Origin of the sequence: Thermobaculum terrenum ATCC BAA-798, assembly GCF_000025005.1 — a bacterium.
Classification (GTDB): domain Bacteria; phylum Chloroflexota; class Chloroflexia; order Thermobaculales; family Thermobaculaceae; genus Thermobaculum; species Thermobaculum terrenum.
Window position 1 is genome coordinate 1,055,125 of the sequence record NC_013526.1, and the last position, 19,510, is coordinate 1,074,634.

At 64.8% G+C, this 19,510-nt stretch carries 21 protein-coding genes; 11 read left to right on the forward strand and 10 right to left on the reverse strand.

The features are described from left to right. Positions 1-35 precede the first annotated feature (35 nt). The 7 genes from TTER_RS14325 to TTER_RS14355 form a co-directional block, all read right to left on the reverse strand. Positions 36-716, reverse strand: coding sequence for an SdpI family protein (locus TTER_RS14325; RefSeq protein WP_012876766.1), 681 nt, complete (start codon positions 714-716; stop codon positions 36-38). Then, a complete protein-coding gene (locus TTER_RS14330; RefSeq protein WP_012876767.1) occupies positions 700-1,002 on the reverse strand; it encodes an autorepressor SdpR family transcription factor in 303 nt (100 codons plus the stop codon). The genes TTER_RS14325 and TTER_RS14330 overlap by 17 nt, the downstream gene beginning before the upstream one ends. 89 nt (positions 1,003-1,091) lie before the next feature. Continuing rightward, positions 1,092-1,559 carry an NUDIX domain-containing protein gene (locus tag TTER_RS14335; protein ID WP_012876768.1) on the reverse strand — a complete coding sequence of 156 codons (468 nt, stop codon included), beginning with the start codon at positions 1,557-1,559 and terminating at the stop codon, positions 1,092-1,094. Next, positions 1,556-3,010, reverse strand: coding sequence for a CCA tRNA nucleotidyltransferase (locus tag TTER_RS14340; RefSeq protein ID WP_012876769.1), 1,455 nt, complete (start codon positions 3,008-3,010; stop codon positions 1,556-1,558). The genes TTER_RS14335 and TTER_RS14340 overlap by 4 nt, the downstream gene beginning before the upstream one ends. Positions 3,011-3,015: 5 nt before the next feature. Beyond that, on the reverse strand, positions 3,016-3,297 hold the full coding sequence (locus TTER_RS14345; RefSeq protein WP_148212040.1) for a hypothetical protein: 282 nt from the start codon (positions 3,295-3,297) through the stop codon (positions 3,016-3,018). A gap of 86 nt (positions 3,298-3,383) precedes the next feature. Beyond that, on the reverse strand, positions 3,384-6,383 hold the full coding sequence (locus tag TTER_RS15180) for an ATP-binding protein (protein WP_012876771.1): 3,000 nt from the start codon (positions 6,381-6,383) through the stop codon (positions 3,384-3,386). After that, on the reverse strand, positions 6,356-6,781 hold the full coding sequence (locus TTER_RS14355; protein WP_041425364.1) for a hypothetical protein: 426 nt from the start codon (positions 6,779-6,781) through the stop codon (positions 6,356-6,358). Before TTER_RS14355 ends, TTER_RS15180 begins: the two co-directional genes overlap by 28 nt. Positions 6,782-6,905: 124 nt before the next feature. Here TTER_RS14355 and TTER_RS14360 point away from each other — a divergent pair, with 124 nt between their 5' ends. The 5 genes from TTER_RS14360 to TTER_RS14380 all read left to right on the forward strand — a co-directional run bounded on the left by TTER_RS14360 (position 6,906) and on the right by TTER_RS14380 (position 10,191). Continuing rightward, positions 6,906-7,346 carry a VOC family protein gene (locus TTER_RS14360; protein ID WP_012876772.1) on the forward strand — a complete coding sequence of 147 codons (441 nt, stop codon included), beginning with the start codon at positions 6,906-6,908 and terminating at the stop codon, positions 7,344-7,346. A 58-nt stretch (positions 7,347-7,404) separates the two neighbouring features. Continuing rightward, complete coding sequence (locus TTER_RS14365; protein WP_012876773.1) at positions 7,405-8,004, forward strand: dihydrofolate reductase family protein; 600 nt, start codon at positions 7,405-7,407, stop codon at positions 8,002-8,004. A gap of 512 nt (positions 8,005-8,516) precedes the next feature. Next, positions 8,517-8,660 carry a hypothetical protein gene (locus tag TTER_RS15935; RefSeq protein WP_012876774.1) on the forward strand — a complete coding sequence of 48 codons (144 nt, stop codon included), beginning with the start codon at positions 8,517-8,519 and terminating at the stop codon, positions 8,658-8,660. Next, complete coding sequence (locus TTER_RS14370; protein ID WP_012876775.1) at positions 8,657-8,998, forward strand: hypothetical protein; 342 nt, start codon at positions 8,657-8,659, stop codon at positions 8,996-8,998. The genes TTER_RS15935 and TTER_RS14370 overlap by 4 nt, the downstream gene beginning before the upstream one ends. A gap of 902 nt (positions 8,999-9,900) precedes the next feature. Next, positions 9,901-10,191, forward strand: a complete 291-nt coding sequence (locus TTER_RS14380) for a hypothetical protein (protein ID WP_012876777.1) — start codon at positions 9,901-9,903, stop codon at positions 10,189-10,191. Here TTER_RS14380 and TTER_RS15185 read toward each other — a convergent pair. Beyond that, positions 10,188-11,336, reverse strand: a complete 1,149-nt coding sequence (locus tag TTER_RS15185; protein ID WP_012876778.1) for a polysaccharide deacetylase family protein — start codon at positions 11,334-11,336, stop codon at positions 10,188-10,190. The genes TTER_RS14380 and TTER_RS15185 overlap by 4 nt on opposite strands. Before the next feature lie 160 nt (positions 11,337-11,496). Here TTER_RS15185 and TTER_RS14390 point away from each other — a divergent pair, with 160 nt between their 5' ends. From TTER_RS14390 to TTER_RS14410, 6 genes are all read left to right on the forward strand, one after another. Continuing rightward, complete coding sequence (locus TTER_RS14390; RefSeq protein ID WP_012876779.1) at positions 11,497-12,198, forward strand: response regulator transcription factor; 702 nt, start codon at positions 11,497-11,499, stop codon at positions 12,196-12,198. 15 nt (positions 12,199-12,213) lie between these two features. Beyond that, positions 12,214-13,995: an ATP-binding protein gene (locus TTER_RS14395; RefSeq protein ID WP_012876780.1), complete on the forward strand. Its 1,782-nt coding sequence runs from the start codon at positions 12,214-12,216 to the stop codon at positions 13,993-13,995. A 103-nt stretch (positions 13,996-14,098) separates the two neighbouring features. Beyond that, positions 14,099-14,344, forward strand: coding sequence for a hypothetical protein (locus tag TTER_RS15940; RefSeq protein ID WP_169302714.1), 246 nt, complete (start codon positions 14,099-14,101; stop codon positions 14,342-14,344). 44 nt (positions 14,345-14,388) lie between these two features. After that, on the forward strand, positions 14,389-15,732 hold the full coding sequence (locus TTER_RS14400) for an alkaline phosphatase PhoX (RefSeq protein WP_169302715.1): 1,344 nt from the start codon (positions 14,389-14,391) through the stop codon (positions 15,730-15,732). 90 nt (positions 15,733-15,822) lie between these two features. Further along, the gene (gene phoU / locus TTER_RS14405; protein WP_012876782.1) at positions 15,823-16,485 is read left to right on the forward strand and encodes a phosphate signaling complex protein PhoU; all 663 of its coding nucleotides are present in this window, start codon (positions 15,823-15,825) and stop codon (positions 16,483-16,485) included. Positions 16,486-16,637: 152 nt separating this feature from the next. After that, the gene (locus TTER_RS14410; protein ID WP_012876783.1) at positions 16,638-17,165 is read left to right on the forward strand and encodes a DUF1772 domain-containing protein; all 528 of its coding nucleotides are present in this window, start codon (positions 16,638-16,640) and stop codon (positions 17,163-17,165) included. Between the two features lie 487 nt (positions 17,166-17,652). Here TTER_RS14410 and TTER_RS14415 read toward each other — a convergent pair whose 3' ends face one another. Both TTER_RS14415 and TTER_RS14420 read right to left on the reverse strand, forming a co-directional pair. After that, positions 17,653-18,597 carry a helix-turn-helix domain-containing protein gene (locus TTER_RS14415; protein ID WP_012876784.1) on the reverse strand — a complete coding sequence of 315 codons (945 nt, stop codon included), beginning with the start codon at positions 18,595-18,597 and terminating at the stop codon, positions 17,653-17,655. Continuing rightward, positions 18,594-19,397 (reverse strand): C39 family peptidase, encoded by an 804-nt coding sequence (locus TTER_RS14420; RefSeq protein ID WP_277422790.1) that lies wholly within the window; start codon positions 19,395-19,397, stop codon positions 18,594-18,596. The genes TTER_RS14415 and TTER_RS14420 overlap by 4 nt, the downstream gene beginning before the upstream one ends. Positions 19,398-19,510: the final 113 nt, after the last annotated feature.

Below are 19,510 nucleotides of genomic sequence, written 5' to 3' on the forward strand. Positions count from 1 at the left end.
GCGATTCGCTAGAATCTGGCGCTGTTCGGGACGGGCTACTCTGGTGTGGTGTGGATGGAGGAGATCCTCTCGGGGTCGCTTCGCCACACCAGGTAGGAGTAGAGCGTCAGCCAGATGACGTCCGCCACCAGCAGGAGGATCGCCCCAAGCACGAGCCAGCCATAGGGAGCTATCACACCCGCAAGGGCTATCAGCAGGCCCAGCGGGGTCATCGTGAGACCCGCCATCCTGTGGGTCCTCACCCAGGAGCGTTTGCTGGCTAGCGTCCAGGGCGTACGTACCCCCACGAACCAGTTGGGGCGGATCTTCCCCATGAGGTTGCCCAGCAGCGCCATCGCCAGCCCGAGGGCGATCGCCAGCACCCGCACCATGTTGACCTCCAGTCCCAGCGCCCACAGCAGGACGATGGCGTGGACTACCCCCATCATCAGGAGGATCACCAGACGGATGATGTAGTACGGCGTGGTGAACTGCCTGTAGTTGGCCCTGCCAGGATCGATGTTGGGCAGCAGCACCATCAGCAGGTAGATGCCCAGCGCTACCGCCGGCAGGAGGAATAGTCCCGGGAGCTTGCTCGCGTACTCGTCCGGCCTGCCCGAGATGTCCCAGTGGATGGGCACGCGCTGTGGGGCGAAGGGCCACACGATGAGGGAGCCCACGAGCATGAGCGCTATGATCGTCAGGTGTGGCCAGTCCTTTCTAAGGGGTACTACCATCTCTTGACTCCTCGACCTGCTCGCCGATGTGCAGCAGGCGCATCACCGCCGCCAGAAGCTCCTCGTGGGCCGCCGTGTTGAGGCTGTAGACGATGCTGGTGCCGCTGCGCTCGGTGACCACCAGGCCTGCGTCGCGCAGCACGCCAAGGTGCTCGGAGATCGTGGAGGGCGAGCGGTCGAACGCCGCGGCGATCTCCCCGGCGGTCATGTCCCGTTGCCCCAGCAGCCTCAGGATCTCCCGACGCGTGGGATCTGCTAGTGCCTTGAAGACTGCATCTATAGGCATGTGCCTGCATCCCTGCCTGTCCCTGCACTATTTCGGCGAACACCGAAATATCTGGGGTAATTATAGACCCTCTGCGGGCGGGCTGCAAGCTAGCGCACGAAGATGCTGCCGCCAAAGGCCACGGCATCGCGGATGCGCTCGATGTGGGTCTGCGCGGTGTTCTCCGGCAGCTGCTCGGGGTCGAAGTAGGCGATCTCCAGCACCTCGGGGCCAGGACTGAGCTGGCCATACATCGGCTCGCAGAGGAAGCCTATACTGACGACGTGGTACTTCCTGGCGCCGTTGTCGTAGGAGATGATGACGTTGGGGTCGGAGTAGATGCCGAAGAGGTTGACGGGGCGCACGTGGACACCTATCTCCTCCTCGAGCTCTCGCACCACGGCCTCGACCACCCTCTCGCCGGGCTCCATCCCTCCCCCGGGGAGCGCCCACCAGCCGTTGTCCGCCCTGCGGATGAGGAGGATGCGCCCCTGGGAGTCGAACAGCACGCCGGACACTGTCAGCCGGATGCTTGCGGTTCTGCCGATGCGTTCGCCAAAGATGAGCTCTGTCGTCATGTCTGCCTGGTCTCCGAAGTTGATGTCAGGGTCTCGCTGCCGTACAGCTCCTGGTACTTCTCGCGCACGAGGCGCTCGGCGGTCTGCCGGTCGTCCGGGGCCAGCTGGCCGTCGATGACGAGGTCCAGCAGGTAGTTCTTCAGCGGCTTGATCCATGGGCCGGGGCCTCGGCCGAAGATGCGCATGAGGTCGTTGCCGTCCAGGGGTGGTCGCAGCTCGCGGATGGCGGCCTCCTCCTCGAGGCGCTGGATGCGCTCCCGCAGCTCCCGCACGCGCTGGACTCCCGCCTCCACCTTCTGGCGCCTGTAGGATGTGATGTCGGCCTGGGAGAGCGCCAACAGCGGCTCCAGCTCATCACCCGCCTCGCGCACCAGCCGGCGCACCGCCCCGTCGGTCCATACCTCGGGGTCGTAGCTGTTGGCCTGGGTGTGCATCCTGACCACCTTGGCGACGGCCTCGATCGTCTGCCTGTCGTAGTGCAGGCGCGAGAGGATCTCCTCGGCCATCTTTGCCCCGATCGTCTCGTGGTGGTCGAAGTGTACCTTGCCGTCACGGATGCCGAACGTGCGGGGCTTGGCGATGTCGTGCAGCAGTGCTGCCCAGCGGATGACTAGGTCCGGTGGCGTGTTCCTGACCACCTTGAGGGTGTGGATGAAGATGTCCTTGTGCTTGCCGCCGCCGGTGGATACCTGCTTGAGCTCCACCACCTCCGGGACTATGTACTGCATGAGGCCCAGGTCGACGAGCGCGGCAATGGCCACGTCCGGTGCGGGGCCGGTGAGCATGCGGGTGAGCTCGTCGCGCACCCTCTCGATGCTGATCTTGCAGATCTGTGCGGCGTGCCTGCGGATGGCCTCGGCGGTGCGGGGCTCTATCTTGAAGCCCAGGTTGGCGGCGAAGCGCACGGCCCGCATCAGCCGCAGAGGGTCGTCCCGGAAGCGGGCATCGGGATCGCCCACGGCGCGGATTACCTTGGAATGCAGGTCCTCTACGCCGCCGAAGGGGTCGATCAACCTCCCGCTGGGGATGTCCATGGCGATGGCGTTGACGGTGAAGTCCCTGCGCGACAGGTCCTCCTCCAGCGAGATGCCGAAGGTTACCTCGGGCTTGCGGGAGTCGGGCGAGTACCACTCCCCCCTGTAGGTGGTGATCTCCACCCTGTAAGGACCGAATATGGCGCCGATCGTGCCGAAGCGCTCCCCCACGGTGTAGACGCTGTCCGGGCGGAGGGGCGCAAGCAGGCGCTTTATCTCCTCGGGATGCGCGGAAGTGGCGAAGTCCAGCTCCTGGACTTCCTTTCCCAGGAGGGAGTCGCGCACGCACCCGCCAACGGCGTACAGCTCATGTCCTGCCTCGGTAAACTGCTTGTGAAGTCGGTAGACGAACTCTGGAAACTGCATATCAAGTAAAGGTAGCACCCAGGAACGTGGCAGGTCAAGCTTGTGCCACAAGGCAATTATACCCTCCTTGCGGGACTCTCGTCTGTAGGTGCTCCGGAGACTCCGGCAGCTCGCCCCCGGATGGCGAGCTCGAGGTGGATGTCAAGCCGGCCGCCGGACAAGGCAACTCCTGGCACCTGCCAGACAAGTGCAAGCTGCGCCAGGGGCTGCATGTCCTCTTCGTCTCGTGGAGAGGGCTCTAGCCCGTGGTGTTGAGCGGGGTTAGCCTGGGGGAGCCCTTGGACCATGGCAGCCTTGTGCCTTGGGACGAAGGGCTCGCAGTCTGAGCTGGGCGGCACGACAAAGATCCTTGGCGCATCCGAGGCGCAGGCGCTTCGTAACGGCTCTCCGAGGGGGCTGGAAGTCGCTAGCGCATAGGCGGTAGTCAGCGGGAGGGGGCGCTCTCCAGCGCGTACGCAAGCACCTCTCCTAAGGTCATCTCCTGCCCTATCGTACATTCCAGCAGGGTACGTGTCTCCCCCAACGCATTGGAAACCTCCAGGAGAGTGCTGTCGTGCATGGGGTGCTCCACAGGAGGCAAGGGTGCACCGATGGACTTGCGCAGGGCAGAGGCAGCCCCGAGCAGCCGGGCTGCTCGGGTGATCTCTTGTCGGCGAGCCTCCGCGGCGGCCATCACCTCGAGGCATTCCGCGATATCGTGCAGGTCGCCCATCTCCTGGAGCAGGCGCAGGCTGTCGCGGCACAGCTGCACGGCCCTGTCGCTGGCATTTTTGGTGACAGCCAGGCGCCCGAGGTTGTTTAGTACCACGGCTATCCCCGAGGAGTTACCCAGCTGCTGGTAGAGGGTCAGCGCCTGCCCCAGCAGCTGGGCGGCGCGCTCGTGTGCCCCCGCGTGCAGCGCGACCAGCCCCAGGTTGTTCATCGTCACGGCCATCCCCTCCACGCTGCCGTGAGCCCGGCGCAGGCGAAGGCACTCCGTCAGGCATATCTCTGCCTGCTGGTACTCCTCCTGATACAGCGCCACCAGCCCCAGCCTGTTGAGGGAGATGGACGAGCCCCGCGGGTCGCCCACCATCCGCCAGCCTGCAAGCCCCTCCAGCAGCGCTGCCCTGGCATCATCGTAGCGCCCCTGGTCGAGGGCGATGAGCCCGAGGTTGTTGAGCGCCAGCGCCACCCCGGGAGCATCTCCCGTGTCTCTGGACAGCGCCAGCTCCTCTTCGAAGTACCTCATGGCGACGTCGTACTCCCCCCGGCTCCGGGAGATCATGCCAGCGCCGGCAAGCAGGCGCGCCCGCACCGCAGGCGGCAGACCATCGATCGCCAGCGCGGCGCTCAGCCACCTCTGCGCCTCCTGCAGGCGGCCACGGGTGTCCCAGAACGGCCACAGGCAGCCCGCAAGCACCGCCCCCAGGGAGACATCCTCGGAACTTGAGCCATCCAGTGCCCAGGACAGCACCGCCTGCAGGTTGGTGTACTCCCTGTCCAGCTCCGTGAGAGCGCTCACCTGTTGCTGCCCTCCGAGCTCCCCGCAAGCCCTCTCGGCGAGCGAGAGGTAGTACTGCGCGTGGCTTCGGCGCACCGCCTCTGCCCCGCCCGCATCCTGCAGGAGGCGCAGGGCGTACCGGCGCACCGGCTCAATCAGCCTGTAGCGCATCCTCGTGCCCACGGACTCGGCAGCCACCATCGACCTGTCGACCAGCGAGGCCAGCAGGGAGATGACCACCGGCAGGGGCATTCCCGCCACGGAGCTGATGGCCTGCAGCGTGGCACCGCCGGCGAAGACGGCCATCTGCTGGAAAAGGGCGCGCTCGGCGGGACCCAGGCGCTCGTAGCTCCAGTCCATCGCCGCCCTAATCGTCTCGTGGCGGGGGGTCCTGCTCTCCCCCGAGAGCGTCCCCAGCGCCTCGTCCAGGTGCTCAGCAAGCTGCTCCACCGAGAGGAAACTCACCTGCGCCGCGGCGATCTCCAGCGCCAGGGGCAGTCCCTCCAGGCGTTGGCAGATCTCGAGCACCCCGGCGGCATTGGCCTCCGTCAGCTCAAAGTCGGGAGCCCTCGTACGTGCCCTCTGGACGAACAGCTGCACCGCCTCCGATGCGAGCATCTCCTCCGGTGGGGAGTCCTTCCCCGTGGCCGGCAGAGACATCGCGGGCACCCTCCACACGACCTCTCCCTCCACCCTCAGCGCCTGCCGACTGGTGGCCAGCACCCTGACGCCGCCGCATGCCACCAGCAGCTCCCTCACCAGCTCGGCACACGCCTCCACCAGGTGCTCACAGTTATCCAGCACGAGCAGCAGGACATGCGATCGCAGCGCCTCGATCAGGGCTTCCATCGGCGTCGTGTACAGCTCCCTCACCCCGAGTACGGAGGCCACAGCGTTGGGCACCAGCTCAGGGGAGGCGACCCCCGCCAGCTCCACCAGCCACACGCCGTCGGGATAGGTCCCCACGAGGCGCCTGGAGACCTCCACGGCCAGCCGGGTCTTCCCACTGCCGCCCACGCCCGTCAGCGTCAGCAGGCGAGCACCGGCAAGCAGTCTCTCCAGCTCCTCGATCTCGCGCGTCCTGCCGACGAAGCTGGCAAGCTGCGAGGGCAGGTTGTGCGTTGGCGCCAATACCACTGATGGCAACTCCCTCTCCAGGTGCCCCTGGAGAATCTCCTCTCGAAGGCGGGTCGTGGAGGGCTGTGGAGATGCGTCCAGCTCGCGCGCGAGGGCAGCCCGCAGCGCCTCGTACTGCCGCAGCGCCTCCTGCGGGCGCCCTAGCAGAGCCAGCAGCCGCATGATCCCCGCGTGCGCAGCCTCCAACGTGGGCTCCAGCTCCACCGCCCGCCTCAGCACATCCAGCGCGTGGGCGTACTCCCCGCGGGACTCATACAGCCCCGCAAGCTCCATATGCAGCCGCAGGTACACCTCCTGCAGCGCCCGCCGACGCTCCTCCACCCATTCCTCGTAGCGGTCCTCAGGGAGGAGCTCGCCCGTGTACAGCGCTATCGCGGAGAAGTAGCTCGCGGGATCACCGCTGCTGTGGGCGAGCCTCGCTGCGCGCTCGAACTCCCCCACGTCCACCCTCACGGGAGCCAGGGGCGACAGCACCAGCCACTCGCCATCGAAACGCAGGAAGTGGAAGTCCCCGGCATCGGGCTCCAGGACCCGCCGCGCCTTCCCGAGCACGTAGTGCAGGTTATTCATCCCCGCCTCAAGGTCCAGGTCGGGCCACAGCAGGTCCACCACCTGCTCGCGGTGCAGGCGTTGCCCCCGGGCAATCGCCAGCAGCTTGATGAGCGCCGAGGCCTTCCGCAGCCTCCATGCCGAGCGCTCGATCACCCTCGAACCCACCGCCACCCGGAACTCGCCGAGCAGCTGGACGTACAGGGCCCCAGCCCCCTCCGTCCCCGCTAATGTCCCGCTATCTGCATCCTCCATGGACCTCCCCTGATATCATTATATGCGTTTTCGCACCATCCGGTTACGCCATCGCAACAAGCCGGCAGCTCCCCACCCAGGCAGCCGTGATCCCGAGCGGCCACGATCCGCAGCCTCCCCGCACACAGGCCACACGGGGAGGTGGTGAAACCTGCGGCACGAAGGGCACAAGGACAACCCCGCAGGGCGCTTCGCATCCCACCCTCTCCCGCCTGGCAGCCATCATCCTTGCCCCGCCTGTCACCGTCGCACGGGGCAGGGAAGCCTTCCAGATGCACCTCTGCAGGCTGGCCAACCTGGAGCTCGAAGCCCCACCCACCATCACAGGATAAGCTCACCTCTGGAGAATCTTGCAGCCCCTGGAAGCAGCCCTGCTCGGGCTGGATAGTGAAGGGCACGGACGGTATACTTCATGGCAGCCCGTGGCAGACGGTGTTCCCCGGAACCCCTAGCCCCAGGGACTATCCGCTCTGCAAGCGGTAATCGATACCGTGCCTGTCCAGAGCAAGGGAGAGAAAAGTTATGGCACTCCTCCGGATGGATAACGTTCTTATAGTGGTCGATGACCTCGAGGCGGCAAAGAACTTCTTCATCGCGCTTGGCATGGAGCTGGAGGGCGAGACCTCGGTCGGGGGACCCTGGGTGGACCGCGTCGTGGGACTTGAGAACGTCCGCTGTGACATCGTGATGCTGCGAACGCCCGACGGCCACGGAAGGATCGAGCTGGACAAGTTCCACACGCCAGAGGCGGTTAGCAACGGCCCCGCCAACTTACCTGTGAACACGCTGGGGCTCCATCGCATCATGTTCGCCGTCGACGACCTCGAGGGTGTCCTCGCTCGCCTGCGCGCACTCGGTGCCGAGCTCATCGGCGAAATCGTGCAGTACGAGGACATGTACAGGCTCTGCTACATCCGCGGCCCCGAGGGCATCATCGTTGCGCTGGCTGAACAGCTCCGGTAGCTGGCAGGGAGCGCCCTGTCATAGCAGGTTATACCCCTCAGCCAGCAAGGAGGTTACAATGTCAAAGTTGATCGCAATCATGTCCATGTCGCTGGATGGCTACGTCGCCGACTGCAACGGTAGCGTGGCGGAGGTGATGGGATGGTACACGGCCTCGGGAGATACCGAAGTTCAAACCGGGGGTTCGGATCCCATGAGGCTCAAGATGTCTGAGGCAAGTGCCGGGCAGTACCTCGATCTCACATCGGAACTTGGTGCCGTGCTCACAGGGCGGCGTACATTCGAGACTGCTGACGGCTGGGGTGGGAATCACGCCTGGGGGCCAGCGTTCGTCCTGACCCACCACATCCCTGCCGGATGGCCACGCCCCAACTCCACGGTGCACTTCGTGACCGACGGCCTCGAGAGCGCCGTGAAGCAAGCCAAAGCGGCTGCCGATGGGAAGTCCGTGGGGGTCCACGGCGCTGATACTATTCAACAGCTGTTGAACGCTGGCCTGCTCGACGAGATCCACATCGATCTTGTGGCAGTGCTGCTTGGCGCCGGAGTACGGCTCTTTGACCACCTCGCCAACGCTCCAATCAGCCTGGGCACCCCGAGAGTGACGCCAGGTGTCGGAGTTACACACCTGCACTACACGGTAGATAAGAAGAGATGACAGGCATTAGGGGTGGTGAGAATGCCGCAGCTCAAGACCCCAGGATTCACGGCGCAGATCCGGATCGAGCTGGGGTGTCCTCGGGTAGCTGGGCCCTCGAGTGATCTACTACGACTAGGCAGGCGGGTCAAGCGCAGAATCCCCTGAGAATGGCATTTTGGCTGGGTGCTCTAGGGGGAGTTATCGAGAGTGAGTGGATCATACCCCCACGCTCACAGAGGACCCAATTGGCCGGCACCGGGAAGAGTTCAGCGTCACCTTGAGGTTCTGCTATCCCAGGATCAATGTATGGCGTTCGACCTGGCACTGGTCCGTTTGTGCGCCAAGTCGGCGGTGAGATCGCCCGGAGCGCAACCGGGAAGATGAGGCAGCCTCACCCTCTGGATATTCAGCAGGGTAGAGCTGGATTCCTTCCACTGGCGCGCAGGCACTTCGAATGATCAGGGGAAGAACTGTCGACTGGAACAGGAGATATTTGCCAAACGCAGTAGACAGGAAGGAGGTAAGTAGCCGTGTTTCAGCAGGATCCGAGCGCCATACGTACCCTAGCGGCGTTCGTCGCCACGGCCATACTCTCGTACACCACTGGCAGACTGTCGACGCTGGCATCCTTCTTGCCAACTACAGGGGCACAGATCGAAGGAGGACGAAGATGACGGACGACACATCCAGCGGACTGGGCGAAGCGGGCAGGGGCAGCAGTCCTGGCACAGGACCACACTCCGGCCAGATCTCCGGCTATGGCAGGGGCAGCGACGCCGACGTGGGCCGCAGAGGGGAATCCCCAGGAGCCGCCAGCAGCAGTCCTGGCGACGACCCTGGCACCGGCCTGGGAGACGACCGGGGCATAGACCCCCATCAACCACCGGAGGATCCCAACCGTGGGATAGCCGACCGAGTGGCCGAGGAGAAGGAGGTCCGGGAGGAGCAGGAAGAGGCCCCGCAGGAGGTGCCCGACGAGCGCGAAGGTACCACCCCGGGCTACACACCATAGCCCCAGAAGGACGGGACAACCACCCCACCAGCCACTCAGATAACAGCCCGCCGCACTCTGCATGTGTCCACGCGGGGAGGCGGGCCACACATGCCAGGCCATAGCAGGTGCAGTAAGCCACCACTCACCCCACCACAAAGGCCCTACGTACAGCGCCCTGATGCACCCCGAGAACAAACCCTTTGAGCCTGTGACGCACAGCTAGCCTCTACATACAGCACTCTTGCGTGCCCGTACCCTGTCGAACAGGCATAAATCCACCCCTGGCACCCAACGTCACCACCCACCGGCAGATAACCCCTGGACGGGAAAGCCCTCAAGAAGAGCCAGCCTGGCCTCCCCTGATAGACACCCCCTTCCACCCAGCCCTTTCGCAGGCACAAGGCACTCCCCTCACCTGACTCACCAACCCCACACCACCCAATTCCCGATTTCCCGGTTCTTAAGCAATCGGGAAATCGGGAATTTACCATAAATCTCTATCTGTGCACACACAGGGGCTTCAAGCCTCAGGACCGCATGCCACCATGCATCAGAGGACGCAGCTGCTCCCTTCCCAGTAGGCACCATTGGCACCACCTGCATTCCTCCAGAGCCCCTTACAAATAGTCCTGACAGGCCATCCACCCCAGGCCCCTTCAAGCTAACCCCTGCCCTGCGAATTCCCGATTTCCCGATTGTTAAGAGATCGGGAATTCGGGAAGAAGGGCGCTGCCCTGGAAAGGTTCTCTCCACACTTGCACGGGGCAGTGGACAGCTCTCCAAAGGGCTTGATTGCCCCAGACGCACTCTCCACGCTTGCAGGGGGCAGTGAGGTTGTGGGATTGCAGCTGCGGAGTGGATCCATGAGGGGTTAGCAGGAGGCTTTGGGAGATGTGGCGTGAGAATGGGAGGTTAGGAAGGTGGGGTGGTATGTGGTGGAGCGCGCCGCGGTGTGTGGCGTGGAGATGGGTGGCGTAAAGAGGTGTAAGGAGCACTCACCGTGGAGGTGGGATGTTTGGGTCTTCTGGGAGCAGGGTTATGGGTATGGGGTGGGGGTGCTCCAGGGAGGCGGGGGCCAGAGGGTTGATGCGGGGTGCGTGGGGGCTGAGGGACCGAATAGGTGGGAGTGGAGCTGGATGGGGCGGGCAGCTCCTGTATCTTCAGGAGCTGCCCGCCCGTTGGGCGTGTGGTGCGCTGATGGTGTTGCCTAGCGATAGAAGGCGTCGAAGGTGGTGAAGGTGTAGCCTCTTGCTTGCAGGTTCTGGATGATCGCCGGGAGCGCTGCGGCGTCCTGCGACTGGGATCCTACGTGGAAGAGGTAGATGGCCCCGGGCTCGGTGCCGTCCAGCACCCTCTGGACTATCTCCTGCTTGCTGAGTCCTTTCCATCCCAGGGAGTCCACCGTCCACATGAGATTGAGCTTGTAGCCCAGGGTGCGGAGGTCGACTAGGACAGATCGATCGTAGTCGCCGTAGGGTGGGCGGAAGAAGGGTCGGGTGCTCCTGCCGGATATCTCATTGATTATCCTCTCGGTCCTCTGGATCTCACTTGCACGCTGGGAGTACGTCAGGGGTGCGGCGCCCGTGGAGTAGCCGGTGAGCGACCCGTGGCTGTAGGTGTGGTTGAAGACTGTGTGCCCCTCGTTGACCATGCGCTTGATGAGGTCGGGATTGGCCTGCGCCCACTTGCCAGTGACGCCGAAGCTGGCCTTCACGCCATAGGACTTCAGCGTGTTCAGTATCTGGGCGGCGTACCCGCGATCGGAGCCGGCATCGAAGGTGAGTGCCACCACCTTGCGAGAGGTGGCAAGCTTCGTCACGCTGACGGCTTCCCCCTGGCGGAGCAGACCACCGTAGGCATAGCCCGTCACGCCCTGATAGCTTACTCTGTACCATCCGCCGCTGTAGGGGCCGGAGATCACCCGTACCTGCTTCCCCTGGGGCACAGATATCCTGACGGGGTAGCCTGTCGACGGGCCGGTCCTCACCCTGGCGGTGAAGGCGGCCACGGCGTTCGCCCCCTCGCAGAGGTGGGTGCTTACGGCGCTGCCCTGTGCGAGGTAGTTGCCGTGGACGTAGCCGATCAGACCCGTGTAGCGCACCTTGTACCAGTAGGTGTTGTAGGGCCCCGAGAGGACGTATGGCTCCATGCCACAGGGGATCAACTGCAGTACTGGGTAGGATGTGCTGGGGCCCGACCGGAGGTTGAGCGCTGCCGTGGTGCTGGCGTATCTGCCTGTGGAGATGGCGGCCTGGCCGCTTGCGGGTAGGGCCAGCATGAGCACCATCCACATGGTCGCCAGCAGCAGCCAGCGGCCCCTGTGGGCCCGAAGGATGTGAGAGAGTATGGCTGTCATCGATGTGTTCTCCGTACTATGTGTCGTGGATATCATCACCCCCGCCGCCTAGTACGCTCCTAGCTGGCTCCTAGCTGGATGGGGGTGGGATCAAGATTCTCGCTTATAGAACGTTTACATGCTAATATGTTCGTGAGAACAGCTCTGAGAGGAGCGGGAAGTGACGACAGTGCTGCTTGTGGAGGACGAGTCCACCCTCCTGACGACGATCGCCTACAACCTCCGCCGCGAAGGCTACAAGGTGCTGACCGCCGAGAACGGCAAGAGGGCGTTGGAGCTGGCCGAGGAGAACCCCGACATCGTGGTGCTGGATATCCTCCTGCCGGAGATAGACGGCCTGGAGGTGTGCAGGCGGCTGCGGCAGCGCAGCTCGGTGCCGATCATCATGCTGACGGCCAAGACCGATGAGGTGGACCGCATCGTCGGGCTGGAGCTGGGGGCTGATGACTACCTCACGAAGCCCTTTAGCATGCGAGAGCTGCTGGCGCGTATCAAGGCGCTGCTGCGGCGTCGCAGTCTCATCATGGCCGAGATCTCCAGCCAGCAGCAGGAGAGCAGGCGCCAGAAGCTGGTGTCCGGCGACCTGGAGATCGACCCCGCGATGCACCAGGTCAAGCGCGGGGGCAAGGTGATTCAGCTGACTCCACGGGAGTTCGATCTGCTGACCTTCCTGGTGATGAACAAGGGGATAGTCTTCTCCGCCGAGCGGCTACTGGAGGAGGTGTGGGGGTACGATGAGGCGCTGGATGTGCGCACTGTGCCGGTGCACATCCGCAACCTGCGGGAGAAGATCGAGGACGACCCCTCCGACCCCAAGCGCATAGAGACCGTGCGCGGGGTGGGCTATCGGTTCTCAGGGTAGCGCCGGAGGCCCCGCGTGTTCACGCGCATCCAGTGGCGGATCGCCGCAAGCTACGTCCTGCTGATCGCCGTGGCGCTGCTGGCGCTGGGCGTCTACCTGGCGTACTACCTGCGGCAGGAGCAGCTCCACCAGCTGGAGATGGACCTGCGCAGCCAGGCGCTCATCATCGCCCAGCAGGTGGCCCCGCAGCTGCAGCGCGGTGACGCCTCCCAGATCGACGCCTTCGCCAAGCGGGTCGGCAGGGCCGCCGACGTCAGGATCACCATCATCGATCGCACCGGCCGCGTGCTCGGGGATACCGACCACGACCCCAACACCATGGACAACCACCTGTCCCGTCCTGAGGTGCGGCAGGCGCTCGCCAGCGGCTTCGGGGAGAGCATGCGCCATAGCCGGACGCTCGACAGGGACCTGCTCTACGTGGCGGTCCCCATCGGGAGCGGCGGGGACACCCTGGGGGTGGCCCGGGTCGCGATGCCCACCAGCGACGTGCAGGCATCCCTCAACCGGGTGGTGACGGTGGTGGGGGCAGCCACGGCGATCGCGATCGTGCTGGCGATCCTCCTGGCGCTCGTGGTGGCCAGGGCGACCACCTCCAACATCGCGCGGCTGACGAGCGCCGCGCGCTCCATGGCCGCAGGCCAGCTGCACCAGCGTATCGAGATCGATGGCCGCGATGAGACCTCCGAGCTGGCCAGCGCCTTCAACGAGATGGCTCAGAGCCTCGACTCCTACATCAGCACGATCAATCGTGAGAGGGAGAGGATGTCCGCGGTCCTCAGCTACATGGCCGACAGCCTCCTGATTACCAACGCCCGCGGGGAGGTGCAGGCGATGAACAGGGCGGCCGAGCAGCTGCTGGACGTGCGCGAACAGGACGTCCGCGGCAGGTCGGTGATGGCGGTGATCCGCGACCACGAGCTGGCGGGGCTCGTCCGCAGGGCGCTGGAGATGCAGGGACCGGTCAGGCTGCCCCGCCTGCTAGAGCTGGGAAGCGACGGCAACAGGCGCCTGATAGATGCGCTGGCGTCGCCCATCCCCGGAGAGAACGGTACGGGCTCCCAGGTGCTCCTGCTGCTGAGGGACGTCACCGAGCTGCGAAGGGCGGAGACGATCCGCCAGGAGTTCGTGGCCAACGTCTCCCACGAGCTGCGCACGCCGGTGGCGGCGCTCAAGTCGCTGGTGGAGACGCTCGAGGAAGGCGCGCTGGAGGATGAGGAGGTGGCGCGGGACTTCCTCGCAAGGATGCACGTCGAGGTCGACAAGCTCGCACAGCTGATCGAGGAGCTGCTGGAGCTCTCTAGGATAGAATCCGGCAAGGTGGAGCTCAGGATACACCCCGTCAACCTGGTGGAGGTGGTGCGCGCGGGCGCCGAGAGGCTGCGGCCCCAGGCGGAACGACAAGGCGTAGACCTAGAGGTCACCGTGGAGCAGCCTGAGATCCTCGCACTGGCTGACCCTGAGCGCATCCAGCAGGTGGTGATCAACCTCGTGCACAACGCCATCAAGTTCACACCGCCCGGCGGCAGGATCACCGTCCGCGTCTATTCCCTTGACAGAGAGGTGGCAGTGACGGTGCAGGACACGGGTGTGGGGATAGAGCCCGAGCTGCTGGACAGGCTTTTCGAACGCTTCTTCAAGGTCGACCGCGCCCGGTCCGCGGGTGGCACCGGCCTGGGGCTGGCCATCGCCAAGCACCTGGTGCTCGCTCACAGAGGGCGCATCTGGGCGGAGTCCGAGGGCATGGGCAAGGGCGCCAGGTTCACCTTCACCCTGCCGGCCGTCGGGGCTGCGTGATGCGAGCGTTAATGTTACCCTTAAGCTGCCGTTAACTCCGGCTGTACTCCCATTTAGGGATGCCGGCTATCATGAGGGTGACGGAGAAAGGAGGAGCCCGAGGATGCGGCAGAACGGGAACGTGACCACGCTACAGGGGACCTGCAAGCTGTTGCAGCGCACTCTGCCCTACCTCGAGGGATCTGCCTCCGATCCAGCAGGGAGCAAGCCTGAAGTTACGGGGGAGGAGTTAGCCAAATGGCCATTGAGAAGCATACCGAAGGTCGTGAGCGCAGGCGGATCAACCGTAGAGAGTTCCTGGGAGCAGGTCTCGCGGGCGCAGCAGCGCTCGCTATGTCCAGCCCCATAGGGGCGTTCGGCCTCCGCGTCGCGCTCGGGCAGACGCCGCCCAGGGTGACCGGCTACGGTCCTCTGGAGCCCAGGGGAGACCTCGCGCTGCCGAGGGGATTCGACTACGCCATCATATCCTGGCAGGGGATGCCCATGTCCGATGGCCGCCTGACCCCTGGCATCTTCGATGCGATGGGAGCCTTCCCGCTGAGGGGGCACGGCGGCAGAAGAATCGCCCTGATACGCAACCATGAGAATCGAGAGAGGCCCGGAGAAGCGAAAGTAGTGGTGCCACCGGAGCTGGAGTACGACGCCCAGATGTACGGCGGCTGCACCAAGCTGGTGGTGGAGCTGGATGGTCGCAGGGAGCCCCGAGTCGTGGAGAGCTTCGCGGTGCTCGGCGGCACCTCCACCAACTGCGCGGGAGGCGTCACCCCCTGGGGCAGCTGGATCACCTGCGAGGAGGTCGTCAAGCGAGGCGCGGGCGGCAGGAAGCATGGCTATATCTTCGAGATAGATGCGCGCGCCAGCGGGCCCGTCGAGGCGGTCCCCATACCCGCCGCCGGCAGGCTGGTGCATGAGGCTGCCGCCTGGCACGCGGGCATCCTCTACCTCACCGAGGACCGCAGCATTGAGCCTGACCCTGTGCTGGGCGAGATAGGTGCCTGCTTCTACCGCTACATCCCCAGCAGGAGGCCGCGCAGGCCGGGCGACCTCGCCAGCAGCTGTGGCCGCCTGGAGGCGCTCAAGATCAAGGGAGAGCACCACGCCAACATGGACACCGGCAGGATCGTGGGCGTGCCCTACGACGTCGAGTGGGTGCCGATCGACGACCCCGACCATGAGGACGACACCGACAGCCGCAAGGATCGCATGCCGGGCTTCATCCCCACCCGCATACAGGCCCAGGACAAGGGGGCGGCCTACTTCGACCGCCAGGAGGGCATGTGGGTGGGCGACGGCAAGATCTACTTCGACTGCACCACCGGCGGCAGCCAGAACCTGGGCCAGGTGTGGGAGTACGATCCCCGCAGGGAGAAGCTCACCCTGATCTACGAGTCCACCCGACCGGAGACGCTGGAGAACCCCGACAACATGGTGGTCGTCCCCCAGACGGGAGATATCTTCCTCTGCGAGGACAGCCCTGGGGAGCAGTACATCCGCGGGCTCACTCCCTACGGCGAGATCTACGACTTCGCACGCACGCTCACCAACGACTCGGAGTTCTGCGGCGCCTGCTTCGATCCCAGCGGGCGCGTGCTCTTCGTCAACCAGCAGGGGGAGAGGGGCGACCTGCCCAACGGACCCGCGGGCGCCCGGGCGGTCACCTACGCCATATGGGGGCCGTTCGAGAGGCGGAGCGGTGCCCGCACCCGCAGTTTCTCCACCTACTCGCTGGTGTGGTAGGAGCTTTATGCAATCTTAATGACCGCATCAGGTAGCCATTAAGGCAGGGTGCTATCCTGAGAGAAAGGCTAAGCCAGCTGAGGAGACGACATGCCCAGAGAGCACTTTGAACGCGAACTCAACGCCCTGCAGGACTCCATGCTGACCCTCGGCAGCATGGTCGAGAAGGCGATCACCCGCTCTGTGGAGGCCCTCAAGACGGGAGACGTCCAGCTCGCCCGCCAGGTGATAGAGGAGGATGACCTGCTGGACGCCCAGCGGGAGGCGGTCGAGCGGGACGCCCTGCTGCTCATTGCCACCCAGCAGCCCCTGGCAGGCGACCTCCGCAAGATAGCTGCCGTCCTCAACATCTCCTCCGAGCTGGAGAGGATGGGCGACTACGCCGAGGGCATCGCCAAGATCAGCATCGACATAGCCAGCGAGCCTCCGCTCAAGCCACTGGTCACCATTCCGAAGATGGCCGAGCAGGCCTGCAGCATGCTCCGCCGCAGCCTGGAGGCGTTCGTCAATCAAGACCTCACGCAGGCACAGGAGATATGGGGAGAAGACGACGAGATCGACCGCCTGTACGATCAGGTGTACCACGAGCTGCTGGCGTTCATGCTGGCCGATCCCCGGACGATCCAGCGGGCCACCCGCCTGCTGTGGGTGAGCCACAACCTGGAGAGGATAGCCGATCGAGTCACCAACATCTGCGAGCGCATCAGGTTCATGGTCGGAGGTGAAGTCAATGCTGCGCCGACCCGGCCCTGACCCAACACCTAGCGTGAAGTAACCCCCCACAACCACACCATTACCCCTCAACAGCGTGGCCGGCTGGTGCCGGCCACCCCTCACCTGCTGCAAAAAACCACCATCAAGCGTATAATCTCTGCTATACAGCTACTACCTGGAGGGACTATCGATTGAGAGAGAACCTGCTGCGCTTCGTCAACTGGATCCGTTTCATTAACCTCCTATCCGCCGCGATCGCCTTCGGCCTCGCGCTCGCCCACACGCTGGAGATCCCCGGCAAGAGAGGGTTAGATAGCACCCAGTGGCTGGCCGTACAACAATCGTTCTATGGTGGTTTTGCCCTGGTAGGAGTGACCGCCGAGCTGCTCGGCCTGATCACCTGCCTGCTGCTCCTGCTGCCGCTGCGCAAGCGCCCACGCGCCCTCGTGCAGACGGTGATCGGCGCGCTCTGCTTCCTCGGCATGTTGCTCATCTACTTCTTCGTGAACCGGCCGATCAACTCCCGCATCGCCTCGTGGACGCCCACCACCATCCCCGATGACTGGACCTTCTACCGCAACCTGTGGGACTACTCCCGCTTGGGTGCAGCCCTGCTGGCGACCGTGGCGATCGTTCTCCTGCTCCTGGCAGCCCTCATGCCCGATGCTCCCAGGGAGGCCACACAGCCTGCCGCGCAGACCAAAAGCGCAAATCAATAGCCACTCCCAACCTCCCTTCCCAAAGGGATCGCCCTCACCATATGCCCGTCTCCCCTGGATATGGAAGTATGTCACCCTCTCCACGCACCGGGGAAGGCCCCGAGGTGACGCTCCTCAGGGAAGCGCCCCCACTATGCAGTGGTGAGCATGTATAGCCCCTACCCTGGGAACCTCCGAGGTCTCAGGAAGGCCCCGCCCCCAATTCCCGAATTCCCGATTGCTTAAGAGTCGGGAATTCGGGAATATCTGCCCGAGCCCGGAGACCCTGGAAGGAGCGCTCCCGGCCCACGCTGGCGGCAGAGGGGCGTCGGAGCCGCCTCGTGCGGGTGCGCATCTCGGGAGGGCACTTTCCCGCGGGTCGTGCGGGGCCCCGCCCTGTGGGCTCAGCCTGCCTGGCGGGCCTGTTGCCCCGGCTGGCCGGCACCTGAGAGCCTATCTCGGTGCCTGCGGGGAGTGTCCCGGCGTCGGCTCTCCGGGATGGGCGCCCCTAGGCGGGGGCGAGCCCCAGCTCGCGCCACCGCTGCTGCACGCGCATCCGCAGGTACTCCGCGGGAGCCAGCTCCATGCCCCCACCGGGACTCGTCACCTCCACCTGGACCTGCCTGCCTGAGTGCCAGCTGACGAGCGCGGCGAGCTCGCGGCGGATGTCGCTGGTGACCAGGCTTGCCGCCCAGGTTGTGGCCACCTCCAGGACGAGCGTGTGGTCGTCGCGCCACCAAGCGGGCCGGCCGTGCAGGTGCTGGGCGATCCGCGGCAGGTGCTCCTCCAGCAGGTTGTGCAGCGCCACCACCAGCGGCCCGTGCTCGCGCCGGCCGGCGGGCATATTTTCCTGGTTACGGGCTGCCTCCAACTGGGTGGGTCTGCCGACCTGTTGCTGGGAGGAGGTGGTAGCCCTCACAGCTTGCTGTGGGGGGTAAGGGGGGTTAATATCTTGACGGTTATTTTGACGGTTAATATTTGACGGTTTCCCTGCACACGCGTTCAGGGTTTGAGTGTCCGATCGTTCAGGGTTTGGTGTCCCAGCGTTCAGGGTTTGAGGACTGCAAACCCTGTCCGAGTGTTCAGGGTTTGGAGAGGTAAACCCTGTCTGGGCGTTCAGGGTTTGGACGCCGGAAACCCTGTCTGAGCGTTCAGGGTTTGTGGCCTGTGCCTCGTGCTCACCGGCGATGACCTCCAGCATGAGCCTGTAGCGGTTGCTGCGGCCCTTGCCTCCCCCGGACACGACGGTGATGTAGCCCGCCCGGACGGCGCGGGAGATGAGCTTGTAGATGGTGCGCTCGCAGAGGCCCATGCGGGCGGCGAGCGTGCGCACGCTTGGCCAGCACTCGCCGTGGTCGTTGGCATAGTCGGCCAGCGCCAGCAGCAGGAGCATGTCGTTGCCTCTGAGCCTGTCGGCGGCTCGCCATACCTTCTGGGTGACCTTGATGCTCATCTTTGACCCTCCCTGGTGGAAATAAAGCTTTGCTGCTCGAGGACGGCATCGGCCACCCAGCCCCGCAGGGCCCTGTTGCCGATGAGCGGGGTGCCGAAGTGCCAGCGCGTAGGGGGATAGCCCCCTTCGATCGCCTCGCCGTCGTCTGTGTACTGCATGAGGTGGATCGCCGTGCCCGGCGGCAGGACGTCTATCACCTTGTGGGACCTGCAGGGGCCCGTGCGCAGGTTGACGCGGGCCGAGATGGTACGCGCCTGCCAGCGCTCTGCGAAGACCCTGTAGCCGGCGTGGTAGCCCCTGTGGGTGAGCACCATCCAGCTGCGGAAGTTCTCCCAAGCCTCCAGCCAGCCGAGCGATAGCCTCACCCCCTTCCAGGGGTTCAGCCAGCGGGTGTCCGCCCCGGGATCGTCCACGCCGTAGCAGACCATGAAGTGGCCTCCCTGATCGTGGGCGAAGTCGGCGTAGAACAGCGCGATCGTCAGGTGGCCCAGGGCGACCTGCTGCCTGAGGACCTGGCGGAAGCGGTCGAAGGTGTCGACCCAGGCGGCGGAGGCCGGCACGCCATGGCCGTCGAGGTAGCGGACTATGTCGGCCACGGAGGTGTAGCCCAGGTGATCCTCGCCGCGCATCTCGTCGACGATCGCATCTGGATAGAACATGCGTCCGTGTGTATAATAGAGCACCATCGCCACGCAGGCAGGCCCGCAGTTGTTGAGCCCGTTCCAGGCGCCGTCGTACGGGGCGCTGCGGTCGAGCTGGTCGACTGTGCGGGTGCGCGCGATGGACAGTCCCCCCTCCATGATGTGGGGGATGATCGAAGGATCAAGCGATATCTCGGCCAAAGTGTACCCTCCTTGCGCAACTTTTGGGAGTTCCCCCCGGAACTATTTTATCGCACATAAGTTCCCTGAGT